Below are 16,553 nucleotides of genomic sequence, written 5' to 3'. Positions count from 1 at the left end.
GACTGCTGCGATGGGTTTCCGGGACCGTGGTCTCGAGATCAAGACGCGCGACCAGATCGACCTGATGCGGGTCGCGGGTCGGCTCGTGGGGGAGACCCTCGAGCTGCTCCGGCGGGCCACTGGTGCTGGCGTGACGACCCTCGAGCTGGACACCCTCGCCGAGACGCACATCCGCGACCACGGCGGCATCCCGTCGTTCAAGGGCTACAGCCACCCGCCCTTCCCGGCGACGATCTGCGCCTCGGTCAACGACGAGGTCGTGCACGGGATCCCGGGGTCGCGCACGCTGGTCGACGGCGACATCCTGTCCATCGACTGCGGCGCCATCGTGGCGGGCTGGCACGGCGACGCGGCGATCACCGTCCCGGTCGGCGAGGTCCCCGACGACGTACGCGAGCTGCTCCGGGTGACGGAGGAGTCGCTGTGGCGGGGCATGGCCGCGGCGCGCCTCGGCGGTCGCGTCACCGACATCAGCCACGCCATCGAGACCCACGTCCGCTCACAGGGCCGCTACGGGATCCTCGAGGACTACACCGGCCACGGCATCGGCACCGAGATGCACATGGCACCCAACGTGCCCAACTACGGCCGCCGCGGACGCGGCCCGGCCATCGTCGAGGGGCTCGCCCTGGCCGTCGAGCCGATGATCACCCTCGGCTCCAAGTCCACCGACCTGCTCGAGGACGAGTGGACCGTGGCCACCGTCGACGGGTCGATGGCGGCCCACTTCGAGCACACGTTCACCGTCACCCCGGAGGGGTCCTGGGTGCTGACCGCCGTCGACGGTGGTGAGGCCCGCCTCGCCGAGCTGGGCGTCCCATTCGGCGGACGCTGATCCCTCCGTTTGGCGCCCCGCCGTCCGGTCGTGGGAGACTGACGGTGCAGGAGGGGAGTATTCCCCGACAGTGGTGTCGTCAGCACGGCTCTCGCGCGAGCGGGGCCCGGCACCGCGGGTTCGCGCGTCAGGTGCGAGCGGAAGAGACCTCCGGCGTCCGTGTGCTGCGCGGACCCTGACCTCATCCCCCCCTTCGTCTCTAGGAGCATCAGCGTGGACGTACCCACCTGGGTCTGGATCGCCACTGGCGTGGTGACCCTCGCCATCTTCACCTTCGACCTCGCCGTGGTCGGTCGCCGACCGCACGAGCCGAGCATGAAGGAGTGCGCGACCTACCTCTCGATCTACGTCGGCCTGGCGCTGCTCTTCGGCCTCGGGGTCTGGTACACCAACGGTGGCACCTACGCGCTGGAGTTCTACTCCGGCTGGCTCGTCGAGTACTCGTTGTCGATCGACAACCTCTTCATCTTCATCATCATCATGGCGAAGTTCGCCGTGCCGCGAGAGCTGCAGCAGTACGCCCTGATGATCGGCATCGTGATGGCTCTGCTCATGCGCGCGATCTTCATCGCCGTGGGCGCCGCCGCGATCACCAACTTCAGCTGGATCTTCTACCTCTTCGGCCTGTTCCTGGTCTACACGGCCTTCAAGCTGGCCAAGGAGGGCGCCGAGGACGAGGACGAGGAGTTCGAGGAGAACAAGCTCGTCGCGTTCATCGAGCGCCGCTTCCCGGCCACCTCCGAGTGGCACGGGCGCGAGCTGTTCCACTCCGACGCCGGCAAGCGGATGATCACCCCGATGTTCATCGTGATCGTCACGCTCGGCACCACGGACCTGCTGTTCGCGCTGGACTCGATCCCCGCGATCTTCGGCATCACTAAGGAGCCCTACCTGGTGCTCACGGCCAACATCTTCGCGCTGATGGGCCTGCGCCAGCTGTACTTCCTCATCGGCGGCCTGCTCCAGCGCCTGATCTACCTGTCGTACGGGCTCGCGTTCCTGCTGGCCTTCATCGGCGTCAAGCTGTTCTTCCACGCCCTGCACGAGAACGAGCTGCCGTTCATCAACGGCGGCGAGCACCTCGACTACGCGTGGCTGGAGATCCCGATCTGGCTCTCGCTCGTCGTCATCGTGGCCACGCTCGCGGTCACGGCCGCGCTGTCACTGTTCGTGTCCAGCCGGATGTCGTCCGAGGAGCAGGACGCCTCCACCGGTCCGCGCCGGGACTGGGAAGACGACTGATCAGCAGGCTCGGCGTCAACACGTGGCAGCGACGCGTCGTACGGCGTCCGCGTCGGCCGTGGTGAGGGGCAGGTCCCACGCCACGGCCGCGCGGACGTAGCGGCGTACGTAGTCGCAGTGCGAGCGGCGCCACGGCGGCAGCCACTCGGCGGGCCCGTCGGCCTCCTTGGCCTCGTTGGTGCGCGCCGACACGGCGAGCAGCTCGCGGCGTACGTCGTTGGCGAAGGCGATCCGCCTGCGCAGCGGCCACGCCCACGCGCCGCCGTGCCAGGCCCGGGCCAGCGGGTAGATGTGGTCGATGGAGATGTAGTAGCCGTCGTCGCGCCACGTCATCCGCTCGCCCGAGTAGGGATCGCGCAGCCGCGCCTCGTAGATGCGGCACTCCGAGCCCCACCGCATCTCGATGTCCTTCATCTGCATGAGCAGGACGTCCTCGCGGGTGGTGCACCCGTTGTGCCCCTTCGGGCCGTCGTGGTCGTCGGTCCAGGGCTCGCCGAAGACGCATCCGCCGGGGTCGCAGTCCCGGTCGTAGCCGGGCTGGTAGTCGATCTCGTCGACGATGCGGGCGCGCTCGAGGAGGTCGAGGATCCGCTCCTCGCCGGGGGTGGCCCGCGACGCGGCGTCCGGTGTCGCGGCGGCAGTGGCCGGTGCCGCCATCAGCACGGCGCACGCGGCCGCCACCAGCAGCCTCATGACACGCACTCGCTCGCGCTCGGCGAGTTGTCGGACCCGCGGCGCATCCGCAGGTCGAGGCAGACCGGGCGGTCGGTGCGTACGAGCAGCTGCTGCTTGGTCGTGGTGCCGTAGTCGTCGGTGTCGTCGCGGTGATAGCTGAACGAGTCGCCGGGCTCGACCGGGACCGGCGGGTTCCACTCGAACACCACGCCGCGCGGCGTACGCCTGCCGGTGAGCGTCGGCGCGGCGGTCAGCTCGTCGGGCAGGACGCTGCTCGGCACCAGTGACTCGGTCGGCACGACGACGCCGGGGTCCTCGCCGCGTCCGTCACCGCGGAAGACGAGGAAGCCGACGAGGAGTGCCAGCACGAGCGCGCCGACGCCGGCCCAGACCAGTCCGGACACGCGACTGGTCTCGTCGTCGTCCTCGGTGGACGCAGGCGTCGGGTCCTGGGCGGCGATGCGGCGGGGGCCGCTGGCCGAGATGACCGTCACCGGCTTCATCGCCGTCGCGTCCTCCGGGGCCTCCGCGACCTCCGGCGCCGCCACGGAGGCGTCGGGGCGGTCGCCCTCGACCGCCACGGCGGTGCGCGACCAGCCCGCGGCCGACTCGATCCGCTGCAGCGCCCGGGCGAGCTCGAGCGCGCTGGACGGGCGGTGCTCCGGCCGCTTGGCGAGGCACTGCTGGAGCAGCCGGTCGAGGGCCGGCGGGACGTCGGGGCGCTGGGTGGCAGGGGGAGCGGCGTGGAGGATGCGCGCGCTGAGCGCGCGGGTCGAGTTGTCACCGGACGGGATCGAGAAGGGCGAGCGGCCGACGAGCAGGTGCCAGATGGTGGCGCCGAGGGAGTAGACGTCGGAGGCGACCGAACCGTTGGAGCGGCCGTCGAGGAGCTCGGGCGGCGACCAGGGGTAGGAGATCCGCACGTCGTTGTCGCCCTCGACGTCGGCCATGTGGCCGGCGATGCCGAAGTCGGTGAGGGCCGGCTCGTGATAGCTGGTGACCAGGACGTTGCTGGGCTTGATGTCGCGGTGGAGGATCCCTGAGCGGTGGGCCGTCTCGATCGCGCTGGCGAGCTTGATGCCGGTGGACACCGCGTCGACGGGCGCCATCGGGTGGGAGCGCACCCGCACGCCGAGGTCCGGCGGCGGGCAGTAGCGCATGACCAGGAACGGGCGTCCGCCCTCGGCGGTGACGCCGGCGGTGATCACCGAGACGATGTAGGGGTGGTCGGCCAGCCGGGCCATCGCGTTGGCCTCGGCGGTGAAGAGGTACTTCTCCCGGTCGGTCAGGGGCACGTCGGGTCGCACGACCTTGACCGCGACGCGCTGGCGGGGCCACTGCTGCTCGTAGAGGAAGACGTCGGCGAAACCGCCGCTGCCCAGGTGCTCGACGAACGCGAACCCGGGGATGACCGGGGCGCTCACCGGGCAACCGCCCCCGTCTCGAAGCGGACCGCGTAGACCTGCGCGAGGTCGAGGACGGTGCCCGCCTCGAGGACGTACGCCTCGCGGGGCCGCATCCGCTGCGGCTCCCGGCCCGGCGGGGCGATGGTCGTGCCGCCCCGGCTGTCGAGGTCGCGGGCGACGACGTCCCAGCCGTCGAGCTCGATCTCGAGGTGCTGGCGCGAGACGAACGAGTGGTCCTTGGGCAGGTGCACGAGGTGGGGCCAGTCGGTGTTGCCGTCGGCCGGCGCAGGCTTGCGGCCCAGGACGACGCCGCGGTCGAGCGGCACCACCTCGCCGGTCGGCAGCCGCAGGCCACCCAGCGTCGGGCGGTCGACCCGGCGCGGTTCCTGCGGCGCTACGCGCTGGTGGCACACCCGGCACTGAGGTGCGGCGGGAGGCGTGAGGTGGCCCAGCGGACAGCTGACTGCCAGCACCGTGGGTGACGTGCTGTGCGAGAGGTGCGCGGGCCGGAAGGTCGTGGAGCCGTCGTGGTCATCCACGTCGTCGCCGGCCGGGAGGGCCCCGGGCGCGCTGTGCGGCTCGGACGGCGTCCGGATCGTGGTGCGGGTGCCCTCCTCGATGCGCTCCGCGAGCAGCGGGTCGGGCTCGGACGTGTCGGTCACCGGGCCGGTGTCGTCCGTGCGCCGGCGGACCCGGGTGCGCGGCGGCGGACCATCGGGCCCCTTGGCGGCGAGGATCGAGGCCGGGATCCCGTCGATCATGGCGGCGGACGGGCTCGGCGCCTCCACCTCCTGGGCGTGGTGCGCCGGAGCGGTGCGGGTCGAGATCGGCCGGAGCTCGACGCGCTGGGCCGCCACGACGCCGCCGACGAGCCGGCGCGTGGGGCTGAGCTCGTCGGGATCGGCGCCGCCATCGAGGCTCAGCACGCGTCCGGGCCCCACCAGTCGTACGTGACCGGCGCCGCGCGAGAGGGAGGTCGAGGCGCCTGAGGTGAAGTCGACGACGGCCAATCCGGGCGGGTCACCGTCGAAGGCCTTCTCGACGATGGCCAGCACGCGCTCGACGATCGTGGAGCCGGCGGGCGCGGTCATGGAGAGCACGTCCCAGATGTCCTGGACGATCTGCTCGTCTGCCGGATCGGTCAGCAGCACCCAGTGGGCGCCACTCCCGAGAAGCACACCAGCCCCACTGGTGTACCTCGCGTCCACGATCAACGTCGGCTCCCCTCGTACGCGCCCACGCGTCCATCATCACCCATCGCACCCGTCCGGCGCACGCGGTCGCGACTTGTCGGAACCCGCACTGCCTACATACTGTCCTCTGGGTGACTGCGGCGGGCGCACGTCATTCGGGGGGCCAAGGGGGAATGGCGTGGCGCGAGCGACTTTCGTGCGTCGGCACCGGGTGGGCATCGCCTCGGGTGTCGCACTGGCGATCGCCGGCGCCGCCGTGGTCGGCTACGCCGTCACGGCGAACGGGTACAAGAAGCACGAGGCCGAGCTCAACGACGGTGGCGTCTGGGTCGTGAACGGCAAGAAGGGCTGGTCGGGCCGGCTCAACAAGCCGATCAACCAGCTCGACGGCGTGGTGCCGAGCGAGGACGGGAAGACGCGGCTCGATGTCGTCCAGGACGGCGCCGCGGTCGTCACCCTCAGCGTCGACTCCGCCCGCGGCCAGTCCATCGAGACCAGCCGCCTCGAGCTCCAGGACGGAGGGTCCGCGGCCGTGCCGTCGTCCGGTGCCGTCGCGATGGGCGGTGGGACCCTCGCCAGCGTCGACGCCGAGACCGGCGAGGTCTGGGCCGTCCGCTACGACCGCGAGGTCGGCAAGCCGGTGATGAGCTCCGTCGACCGGCAGTCCGAGGCGATCGCCGAGGCCGGCGCCGGTGCCGCGCTCGAGGTGAGCCAGGGCGGCACCATCGTGGTGACATCGGCCGACGACGCCACGGTGACCACCCTCGCGCCGGCGCCGGCCGGAGCGGGCTTCGGCAAGGCGACGACGAGGGACCTGCCGGGCGATGCCGGGCAGGTCAGCGACGTGACCACCGTGGGCGAACGCGTCGTCACCGTCGACTCCGACTCCGGCGTGCTCAGCGTCGTCGACGGCGCGACCGCCTCCGTGCCCGCCGGAAGCGTCCTCCAGCAGGCCGGCCCCTCTTTCGACGCCGTGCTCGTCGGCACCCCGGAGTCGCTGCTCAGCGTCGACCTCGACTCGGGCGAGGTCACGACCGTCGCCACGAGCTCCGGGACGGCCGTACGACCGGTCCGCCTCGGCCCCTGCGTGTTCGGGGCGTGGTCCGGCGGACTGGGTGCGGTGGCGCAGCAGTGCGGGTCGCAGGCCGCCGACCCCCAGCCGCTGGACGGCGACGCGACCAGCCTCGCGTTCCGGGTCAACCGCGGCGAGATCGTCCTCAACGACGCCAACAGCGGCACGGTCTGGGACGTGACGGACGAGCGTCCGGCCAGGATCGACAACTGGGAGGACTTCACCTCCAAGAAGAAGAACGAGGACGACGAGAACGAGAACGAGAACCCGAGCGAGGCCGATCGCCGACCTCCGACGGCCAAGCCCGACTCCTACGGCGTGCGTGCCGGTCGTACGACGGTGCTGCACCCGCTCGACAACGACGCGGCGCCCGAGGGCCGGCTGCTCAGCATCGTCGACGTCGACCAGCCCTCCGGCGGTGCCCGCGTCGAGATCAGCCCGGACGGGCAGACCCTGATCCTGCAGATGCCGGCGAAGGCCCGGCCCGCGACCTTCGACTACTTCATCGACGACGGCCGCAACGGGCTGTCGGCGCGCGCGGCCGTGAGCGTCGACGTACGCGACGGCCAGGAGAACGAGGCCCCGGAGCTGCGCGAGGGCTACCGCAAGCCGGTCTACCGCGTGCCGCACGGCGGCGCGCTGGCGGTGCCGGTCCTCGCCGACTGGCGCGACGACCGCGACGGCGACACTCTGCTGCTCGACTCGGCGCGGGCGGTGGGTGGCACCGAGACCGGTGCCGCGGCCCGCACCACCGCCGACGGCCGGATCCGCTTCACCGCCCCGACCTCCGCCGTCGAGGGTGCGCAGGCGGTGCGCGTGGAGTTCGCCGTGACCGACGGTCGGTCCGCGCCGGTGAAGAAGTCGCTGACCTTCCAGGTGCAGGCGCCCAAGGACCAGGACACGTTCCCGCCCAGCGCCGAGCCCGACGTCGTACGCGGTGAGGTCGGCAAGCCGATCAAGATCCGCCCGCTGCTCAACGACCTCCCCGGCTCGGACCCCAACACCCCGAACGCCGAGCTCAGCCTCGGCGGGAAGGTCCCGCAGCAGCCCGGCGCCAAGGTCGTCTCCGACCTCGAGTCCGGCCAGCTGACCTTCACCGGGGACCAACCGGGCACCTACTTCCTCACCTACGACGCCGGCTACGGCAACGCCGACCTCGACGCGGGCACGATCCGGGTCGACGTGAAGCCCCGCCCCAAGCGCGCGGCGGACCCCGTCGCGATGCCGGACACCCTCACGGTCTACGGCCAGGCCCCCGGCATCGTCGACGTGCTGGCCAACGACCTCGACCCGGCCGGCGGGGTCCTCGTCACCCTGCGCGCGGCCGGCGACCGCGCCGGCCAGCTCGACGTCGCCATCATCGAGGGCCGGTGGCTCCGCATCTCCGCGGTCCAGCCCGACCTCTCGCCCAGGACCCAGACCGTCTCGTACACGATCACCAACGGCACCAGCTCCGGCGTGCAGGGCGAGGTCGTGGTGATCCAGCGGGACGCCCCCGCCGACAACACGCCGATCACGGCGGGGGACCGGGTCGTCGTCCGGGCCGGCTCGTCGGTGAGCGCCCCGGTGCTGGACAACGACGTCTCCCCGGCCGGCGACCGGCTGACGCTGGTCAGCGACCTCGTCGACAGCGAGACACCCGGTGAGCTCGAGGTCGTCGCTCCGGTCGACGTCACCGGTGACGTCGGCCGCGCCTTCGTCTCGGGGCGAGTCGTGCGCTACGTCGCGCCCGACAACCTCAAGGAGCGCGACACCTACGAGATCACCTACGTCGCGAAGAACCTCGAGGGCCAGAAGGCCAACGGCGTCCTGCGCGTGACGGTCGTCCCGCAGGACGACCCCAACGACCCGCCGGAGCCGCCGACGCTCGAGAGCCGTGTCGTGTCGGGCGACTTCGCGAAGGTCCGGGTCCCGGGCACCGGGGTCGACCGCAACGGCGACCCGGTGACGGTCACGGGCATCACGTCCGCACCCCGGCTCGGCCGGATCGTCAGCTACGGCGGCAACTTCCTTCAGTACCAGGCCTACCCGCGCACCGTCGGCACCGACGAGTTCACCTACTCCGTGGTCGACTCGCAGGGCGCCTTCGCGACCGGCACCGTTCGGGTCGCGGTCGTGGAGCCCGGCCAGCCCCAGCCTCCGCTCGCGGTCGACGACCGGCTGACGGTGGCGCCCGGGCGGACGGCGACGTTCGACCCGCTCGCCAACGACTTCGTCGCCCCGGGCGACGCGGTCGAGGTCACCCTCCTCGACGCGCCGGCCGACGCGAAGCGCGACCCGGTGACCAACCTGGTGACCGTGCCGGCGCCGGCCACGGCTGACGCGCCCCCGGTCGTGATCGTCTACAGCGTCTCCAACGGCCTGAGCGAGTCGCGGGCGACGATGACGCTCGACACCTCCGAGGGCTTCAACAACCCGCCGATCGTCTACGACGCCTTCGGCCGCGTGAACGACAGCGGCAGCGTCGTGGTCGACGTGCTCGAGGGCGCGTACGACCCCGACGGCTCCGTCGACGACCTCTCCGTCGCGGACGTGAGCGGCGACGAGTCGGCCACCGTCGTGGACGGCGTGTCCGTACGGGCCGACCGCGGTGCCGCGCCCAAGGTCCTGCCCTTCGTCGTCGAGGACGGCGACGGCGCCTCGACGACCGCCTCGGTCTACATCCCGCCGACCGGCACCGGGCTGCCGTACGTCATCGAGGACTCGCTCATCACGCTCGACTCCGGCGACACCACGACAGGCAAGATCGCCGACTACATCGCCGCTCCCGACGGCGCCGACGTCCGGCTCGCGTCGGGCCGACGCTCCTGGTCGGCCTCGCCCACCGTGCTCAACGTGGGGCCGGACGGCGACCGCGGCTTCACGCTCTCGGCCCCGGACAGCTTCCGCGGCCCTGGTGCCGTGCTGGTCGAGGTCACCACCGCCACCGACGAGAACGGCAACGAGGACACCACGACCACGGACGACGGCGCGACCGTGCTCCTGTCCATCCCGGTCCAGGTCGGCGACGACAAGCCCGAGCTCGAGTGCCCCTCGTCGGTGGTGCCGATCTCCGCCGGCCAGCAGTACGACCTCGACATCGCCACCTTCTGCAAGGTGTTCACGCCCGACCCGCGCGATGCCGCGGGCCTGGAGTACGCCGCCGAGTGGAGCACGTCCGTCGACGGCGTCGACGTCAACAGCCCCGACGGCTCGGTCGTCGCCGTCACCGCGTCGGACTCCGCAACGCAGGGCGGCGAGGCCGTGCTGTCCGTGCGCGCCGGGGACAGCAACACCGAAGAGGTGCGCTTCCGCCTCGCGCAGGCGCCGCCCCCGACCATGAACCCCATCAAGGTGGAGACGATGGAGGCCGGCGAGAGCCGCACCTTCGACATCGCCGCCTACCTCGAGGCAGGGGTGTCCGACCCCGACCCGACGATCGTGTCGGTCGTGAGCACCGGCAGTCCCGACGTGCGCGCCACCACCGAGGGCAGCAGGCTCACCCTGACCGCGAGCAAGGACGCCCGCGGTGTGGAGGCCTCGTTCCGGCTCGTCGTCAGCGACATCAATTCCTCGGACCCGCCGGCCGAGCGCCGTGCCGAGGCGCGGGTCGAGTTCCAGGTCATCGGCGTCCCGTCGTCGCCGGGCGAGCCGCGCCCCTACCCGGTCTCCGACGAGGTCGACACCATCAAGATGTCGTGGGAGCCGCCCGACGACGACGGCGGAGCGCCGATCCTCTACTACGAGGTCAAGGAGGAGCGGAAGGGCGCCACCCAGCGGTGCGACACCAACGAGTGCGTCTTCCGCAAGCTCAAGACCGGTGGCAACTACAACTTCCGGGTGCGGGCGTTCAACCGCGTCGGCGCCAGCGACTACAGCGACCTGTCGCGCACGGCGCGGGCCGACACCGAGCCCGGTCGCGTGCAGAACATCCGGTTGCAGGCCCAGGGTGACGGCGAGGTCACCATCGCCTGGGACAAGCCCTCGACGACGTCGCGGATCCTCGACTACACGATCACATGGGTCGGTGGCCAGGGCACCGTGCCGGGCAACACGACCACCTTCAAGGCCCAGGGACTCAACAACAACGAGAAGTACGTCTTCACGATCAAGGCGCAGAACAAGGTCGACTACTCCGCGCCCCGGTCGTCCGCCGAGTTCCAGCCGCTGGGCACGCCGCCGGCGCCGCCCGCCCCCACCGTGACGGACCTCGAGGCCGGGTCGAACCAGACGGACCTGAGGATCGGCTGGCAGGCGGTCCTGCCCGAGGGGTTGGGGCCGACGGTCTACACCGTCACCTACACCAACGGCGTCACGTCGGGCTCGGTGCCGGGCTGCCAGAAGCTCGCCAGCCTGACCTGCACCCACGCCGGCGTGCCGTACGACGGGTACACCTACACCTACCGCGTGGTGGCCGCCAACCAGCCCGGCAACCGCTCCCAGCCCAGCGAGGGGACGGCCATCGAGGCCGTCGGCCGACCGGCGCAGTGGGGCGCGTTCACCGCGGCTCCCACCGGCAACAACCAGGAGCTCCAGCTCCAGTACACGGTGCCGGACTCGCGCGGCACGCAGAGCAAGGTCGAGATCCTGGTCGGCGGACTGGTCAACAGGATCTTCAACCAGCAGACCGGGCCGATCACCACGCGCATCCAGGTGCCGAGCAACGAGCAGCCGTACCAGATCCAGCTCCGCGTGTGCAACGAGAAGGCGCCGGCCGGCTGCACGCTCAGCGGGCAGCAGAGCGCCCAGTCGTTCGGACGGCTCGAGGGGATGCTCAGCGAGATCGGCGCGCCGGTGGTCAACGGCAAGAGCGTCACCTGGACCGTCAACGGGTCGAGCAACGGTGACGCCACCCAGCTCTACTACCGCATCGACGGCGGCGCCGAGCAGGTCCTCAACATCCCGGAGACCGGCACGTTCAGCCGGAACATCACGGGCACCACGGCCGACTTCGCCCAGCAGATCAGGCTCGAGGTGTGGCTGCGCGACAGTGCGCCGGCGGGTCGTGGCGAGGCCTACCGCGACAACCGGGCCACCAGCGGCGTACCCGCTCCCGGGGTGTCGGTCACCAAGGGCACTGCGTGCAACGACGGCGACTCCGACGGAGGCAACAACTGCTGGGACGGCCCCGGCAACAACAAGCCGCCCGCCTGCGACGTGGCGTCCTGCGGGTTCGTCAGCTTCGCGGTCTCCGGCTTCTACGAGGGCTTCACCTGCTCGGTGTCGCTCGGCTGGAACTCTTACTCCGGGTGGCGCACCTACAGCTTCAGCGCCACCGGCTCCGGGCAGGTGACCCAGGTGACCGACTGGTACAGCCCCAACGGCGCCACGGTGAACTGTCGGGGCAACGGACTCTTCGGCCAGCAGTCGAGCGGGTCCGCGACGTGGTAGCCGCCGCCCGACCGCCCGACCTCGGGCCCTCATCCCCGCCATCCGCTGACAGCACCGACAGGAACGCGACATGACGATCAGCCACGAACAGGCCGAGTGGTTCAAGTCCACCTTCGACCAGCTCACCGACAACATGGAGAAGGCCGTCCTCGGCAAGCGCCACGTCGTACGCCTGGCGCTGACCTGCCTGCTCTCCGAGGGCCACGTCCTGATCGAGGACTTCCCCGGCACCGGCAAGACGATGCTGGCGCGGGCGCTGGCCAACACGGTCCAGGGCAGCCACGCGCGGGTGCAGTTCACCCCGGACCTGCTGCCCTCGGATGTCACCGGCGTCACCGTCTACGACCAGCACAAGGGCACGTTCGAGTTCCACCCCGGCCCGATCTTCCACACGATCGTGCTCGCCGACGAGATCAACCGCGCCTCGCCGAAGACCCAGTCCGCGCTCCTCGAGGTGATGGAGGAGGGCCGGGTCACCGTCGACGGAGTCGCGCACCCGGTGGGCAAGCCGTTCCTCGTGATCGCCACGCAGAACCCCATCGAGCAGGCCGGCACCTACCGCCTCCCCGAGGCGCAGCTCGACCGGTTCCTGATGAAGACGTCCGTCGGCTACCCCGACCGGCAGGCCACCGTCGAGCTGCTCAACAACGCGGCCGTCCGCGACCGCGCCGCGCTGGTCACCCCGGTGATCACCGCAGCGACGATCGCGCAGATGAGCGGCCTCGCCGACCAGGTGTACGTCGACCCCGCGGTCATCGGCTACGTCGCCGAGCTGGCCGAGGAGTCGCGACGCCAGCCGCACGTCAAGCTCGGGCTCTCCCCGCGCGGCTGCCTGGCGCTGGTCCGGGTCGCCAAGACGTGGGCGGCCGCCGACGGTCGCGACCACGTCGTCCCCGACGACGTCAAGGACCTCGCCGAGCCCGTGCTCTCGCACCGCCTGCTCCTCGACGCCGAGGCGCAGTTCAGCGGCGTCGACGTGCAGACGGTGATCTCGCGCCTGCTCGACTCCGTCGCACCCCCGACCGATCGCGTCGGAGCCTGACGACTCCCATGCGACAGCGGTTGAACGACGCGCTCGAGGTCATCAAGCCGATCGGCTGGTTGGTCCTCATGCTCGGTCTGGGCGCGCTCCTGGTGGCCACGGTGACGCAGTGGGGCGAGCTGGCGGTCCTCGGCATTGCCTGCCCGGTGCTGCTCGTCCTCGCGGTCCCGTTCCTCATGGGTCGTACGTCCGTCTCGGTCGACCTCCGCCTCCAGCCCGAGCGGGTCGCGGCGGGGGAGTCGGTCGCCGCCGGCGTGCTCGTCGTCAACCGCGCGTCGACGCGGCTCGTCCCGACCACCCTCGAGGTGCCGGTCGGATCGGCGATCCACCGCTACGGCATCAGCTCGCTCGCTCCCGGCGCGACCCACGAGGAGTCGTTCACCATCCGCACCGAGCGCCGCGGCGTGATCTCGGTGGGCCCGGCGATGACCCGGCGTGGCGACCCGATCGGGATCTTCTCGCGCGACGTGGTGTGGACCCCGGTGCGCGAGGTGCTGGTGCGCCCGCACCTCGTCCCGATGGAGTCGCTCGGCGCCGGTCTCCTCCGCGACCTCGAGGGGGTCTCCACCGACGCGGTCAGCCAGAGCGACCTCGCCTTCCACGCCCTCCGCGAGTACGTCCCCGGTGACGACCTGCGCCACATCCACTGGCGCTCCTCCGCGAAGGTGATGGCCTCCACCGGCGAGTCGGCACTGCTGGTGCGCCAGTACCTCGACACTCGCCGCAGCCACGCCACGATCGTGGTCGACGACCGGCTCGCGTCCTGGTCCGACCCCGAGGACTTCGAGACCGCGATGGCGGTCGCGGCGTCGATCGCCGTACGCGCGGTGCTCGACGAGTTCGACGTCTCGTTCGTCTGCGGGTCGCACGCCTCGGCCGGTGCGTCTGGCTCCGACGGCTACCTCGCGCTCGACGCGGTCTGTCGCGCCGACTTCGGCGACCGCGGCATCATCGAGTCCGGTCGACAGGCCACCACGCTGGCCCGCGACACCAGCCTCGCCTTCTTCGTCGGCGGCGCCGAGACCCACTTCACCGACCTCCTGCGCTCCGCCGCCGCCTTCCCGCCCGAGGTCCGCCGCTTCGGCATCGTCGTCGACCCGTCCGGCACGAGCCGGGTCACCGAGACCGGTGGCCTGCACGTCCTGCACCTCGCCGCCAAGGAAGACCTCGGCGGGCTGCTCAGGTGGTCCGTCCGATGAGCCGCGCCTCCTCCTCGAGCACCGGCACCCGTACGCGGGTCCGGTCCCACCCGCTGCTGCCCGACCGGCACTCGTGGATCGACATCGCGTTCACCGTCGTGCTGGCCGGCATCGCGCTGAGCGCGCTGGGCACCTCGTTCACCGGCACGTCCTACCTCGTCGTGGGGATGCTCGGCGTCGTGATCGCGGTCGTCGTCACGCACCTGACGCGGGCGGCCGGCTGGCCGATCATCTCGGCGGTCACGATCCTGGTCGTCCTCTTCTTCCTGCTCGGCGGCCCGCTCTGCCTGCGCTCGGTCGGCGACACCACCGTGCTGCCGGGCGCCTCGACACTGGCCCGCGTCGCCGACCAGGCGGTCTTCGGGTGGAAGGACCTGCTCACCACCCTGCCCCCCGTCGACGGCGACGGTCCGCTGCTGGTGCTGCCCTGGCTGGCCGGGCTGCTCGCCGGCCTCGTCGGCCTCGGCCTCGCCCACCTGCCCGTCCGTCGGGCGTGGCTGGCGGCGGTGCTCCCCGTCCTCGGCATGACCCTGGTCCTCTCGGGCGCGATCCTGATCGGCGTACGCCACCCGCAGTCGCTCCTCCTGCAGGGATCGGTCTTCGCGGGGCTGGCGCTGGGCTGGCTCGCGATCCGGGCCCGGCGCGCCAGCGCCGCCGTGCAGGGCGGCAGCACGTCGTACGTCCGTGGCGTCGGCGCCGTCGCGATGCTGGCCCTGGCCGCGGGGATCGCCTTCCCCGCCAGCGCCCTGGTCGCCGGTGCCGACGACGAGCGCGCCGTGGCCCGCAACTGGGTGGCGCCGCCCTTCGACATCGGCCGCTACCCCTCGCCACTGGCCGGGTTCCGCAAGTACATCAACCTCAAGGGCGAGACCGACCGGGCCAACGTCTACGACAAGACGCTCCTGGAGATCCAGGGCGTGCCGGCCGGGACGCGCGTGCGGTTCGCCGCGATGGACCGCTACGACGGCATGGTGTGGGGCGCCAGCGACAACGCCCTCCCGGGTCCTGCCGACGACTCCTTCCAGCGGGTCTCCTCCACGATCGACAACCCGGTCGCCGACCCGGCCGAGGGCGCGCTCGGCCGCGAGCTGGACGTGACCGTCACGCTCGGTGAGGGCTACGCGGGCGTCTGGCTCCCGACCGTCGGCGCGCTGCAGTCGATGGCGTTCGAGACCGCCGACGCCCGCTCGAAGGCGGAGGTCTTCCGCTACAACCTGGCCACGTCGACGGCCGTCGTGCCCACCGGGCTCCAGGCCGGCGACCGGTACTCGTTCACCGCGGTCCAGCCCGACGACGTGCTCACCCCGGAGACGGTCGGCTCATCCGAGGTGACCAGCCTCCCGGCCGGTGCCGCCTTCATCCAGGGGCCGACCGAGAAGTGGACCGAGGGCGCCGGCAGCGACCCGATGGCCCGCGTCCTGGCCGCGGCCGAGCACCTCCGCTCGGAGGGCAAGTACTCCGACGGCGTCGGGCGCACCGAGCGCATCTACGTGGCCGGCCACAGCATCTGGCGGCTGTCCGACGAGTTCGTCAACGCCCCGCAGATCGTCGGCAACGACGAGCAGTACGCCGCCACGATGGCGCTGATCGCCAACGACATCGGCGTCCCTGCGCGGGTCGTCCTGGGTGCCGTGGTGCCCGAGGGCGGTGTGGTCACCGGCCGTGAGGTCTCGGCGTGGGTCGAGCTCCGGGCCGCCGACGGCTCCTGGCGCACCCTGCCGACCGAGGCGTTCATGGGCGAGACGCCGCCGTCCGACCAGGTGCCGGAGACCAACACCCCGATGTCCGGGACGGTGATCCCGCCGCCGAACCCGATCCCGCCGCCGTCCGACGCGGGGGAGCAGAGCGACGCCGACCTCAAGGAGCGCAAGGCCACCCGCAAGAGGGCCGACGAGGACGAGGACGGGCTGATCGCCGGCCTGCCGTCGTGGGTCGGGTTCGTGGTGACGTACGTCGGCGGACCGCTCCTGCTCGTCGCGCTCCTGCTGGGCGCGGTCCTCGCGCTCAAGGCGCTGCGCCGCCACCGCCGCCGCAGCGCCGACTCCGCCTCCGCCCGCTTCGTCGGCGCCTGGCGCGAGCTGGTCGACCACGCCCGCGACCTGGGACAGGTGGTGCCCCTGGGACCGACGGTCACCCGGCGCGAGCAGTCGGTGGGCATCGTGTCCGGCCAGGCGGGCTCGCTCGCCCGCCGCGCCGACAGCTTCGTCTTCGGTCCGAGCGCGCCCGCCGAGGCCGCCGCGACGACGTACTGGGAGTCGGTCGACGGCGAGCGGCGGGCGATGTCCCAGGAGGTCGGCACGTGGCAGCGCCTGCGCGCGGCGGTGAGCGTACGATCGCTGCGTCCCGGCCGCTCGCGGCGCCCGGCCACCACCTCGCCGGAGGGCGCGGGGGAGGGCCTCGCCGGGCCGGAGCCCGCCCCCGGCCGCCTCGCTCGGCTGCGCGGGCTTGCTGATTGGCGTTCTCGGGGTACGCCTGACTAAACTGGTGCGTCGGCCCAACGTGGGCTGTGTTTCGTGGCG

General features: G+C 71.9%; 9 protein-coding genes. 6 read left to right on the top strand and 3 right to left on the bottom strand.

The annotated features are described in order from the left end of the window. The first annotated feature begins 10 nt into the window (after positions 1–10). A complete protein-coding gene (gene map, locus EUA94_RS07820; protein ID WP_129426316.1) occupies positions 11–835 on the top strand; it encodes a type I methionyl aminopeptidase in 825 nt (274 codons plus the stop codon). 213 nt (positions 836–1,048) lie between these two features. Beyond that, complete coding sequence (locus EUA94_RS07815) at positions 1,049–2,077, top strand: TerC family protein (RefSeq protein WP_129426315.1); 1,029 nt, start codon at positions 1,049–1,051, stop codon at positions 2,075–2,077. Between the two features lie 15 nt (positions 2,078–2,092). On the opposite strand, the gene EUA94_RS07810 is transcribed toward EUA94_RS07815, so the two are convergent. From EUA94_RS07810 to EUA94_RS07800, 3 genes are read right to left on the bottom strand one after another with little or no spacing between them, the layout of a single operon-like run. Then, positions 2,093–2,770 carry an HNH endonuclease family protein gene (locus EUA94_RS07810; protein ID WP_129426314.1) on the bottom strand — a complete coding sequence of 226 codons (678 nt, stop codon included), beginning with the start codon at positions 2,768–2,770 and terminating at the stop codon, positions 2,093–2,095. Next, complete coding sequence (locus EUA94_RS07805) at positions 2,767–4,176, bottom strand: serine/threonine-protein kinase (RefSeq protein ID WP_129426313.1); 1,410 nt, start codon at positions 4,174–4,176, stop codon at positions 2,767–2,769. The genes EUA94_RS07810 and EUA94_RS07805 overlap by 4 nt, the downstream gene beginning before the upstream one ends. Then, on the bottom strand, positions 4,173–5,336 hold the full coding sequence (locus EUA94_RS07800; protein WP_129426312.1) for an FHA domain-containing protein: 1,164 nt from the start codon (positions 5,334–5,336) through the stop codon (positions 4,173–4,175). The genes EUA94_RS07805 and EUA94_RS07800 overlap by 4 nt, the downstream gene beginning before the upstream one ends. Before the next feature lie 193 nt (positions 5,337–5,529). Here EUA94_RS07800 and EUA94_RS07795 point away from each other — a divergent pair, with 193 nt between their 5' ends. The 4 genes from EUA94_RS07795 (at position 5,530) to EUA94_RS07780 (ending at position 16,514) form a co-directional block, all read left to right on the top strand. Continuing rightward, positions 5,530–11,793 (top strand): fibronectin type III domain-containing protein, encoded by a 6,264-nt coding sequence (locus EUA94_RS07795; protein WP_129426311.1) that lies wholly within the window; start codon positions 5,530–5,532, stop codon positions 11,791–11,793. 70 nt (positions 11,794–11,863) lie between these two features. Then, a complete protein-coding gene (locus EUA94_RS07790; RefSeq protein WP_129426310.1) occupies positions 11,864–12,835 on the top strand; it encodes an AAA family ATPase in 972 nt (323 codons plus the stop codon). A gap of 8 nt (positions 12,836–12,843) precedes the next feature. Next, a complete protein-coding gene (locus EUA94_RS07785; RefSeq protein WP_129426309.1) occupies positions 12,844–14,034 on the top strand; it encodes a DUF58 domain-containing protein in 1,191 nt (396 codons plus the stop codon). Next, positions 14,031–16,514, top strand: a complete 2,484-nt coding sequence (locus EUA94_RS07780; protein WP_129426308.1) for a transglutaminase-like domain-containing protein — start codon at positions 14,031–14,033, stop codon at positions 16,512–16,514. Before EUA94_RS07785 ends, EUA94_RS07780 begins: the two co-directional genes overlap by 4 nt. Positions 16,515–16,553: the final 39 nt, after the last annotated feature.

Origin of the sequence: Nocardioides zhouii (assembly GCF_004137345.1) — a bacterium.
GTDB lineage: Bacteria > Actinomycetota > Actinomycetes > Propionibacteriales > Nocardioidaceae > Nocardioides > Nocardioides zhouii.
The sequence above is the reverse complement of the archived record's forward strand: the minus strand, read 5'-3'. Positions and strand labels throughout refer to the sequence as shown.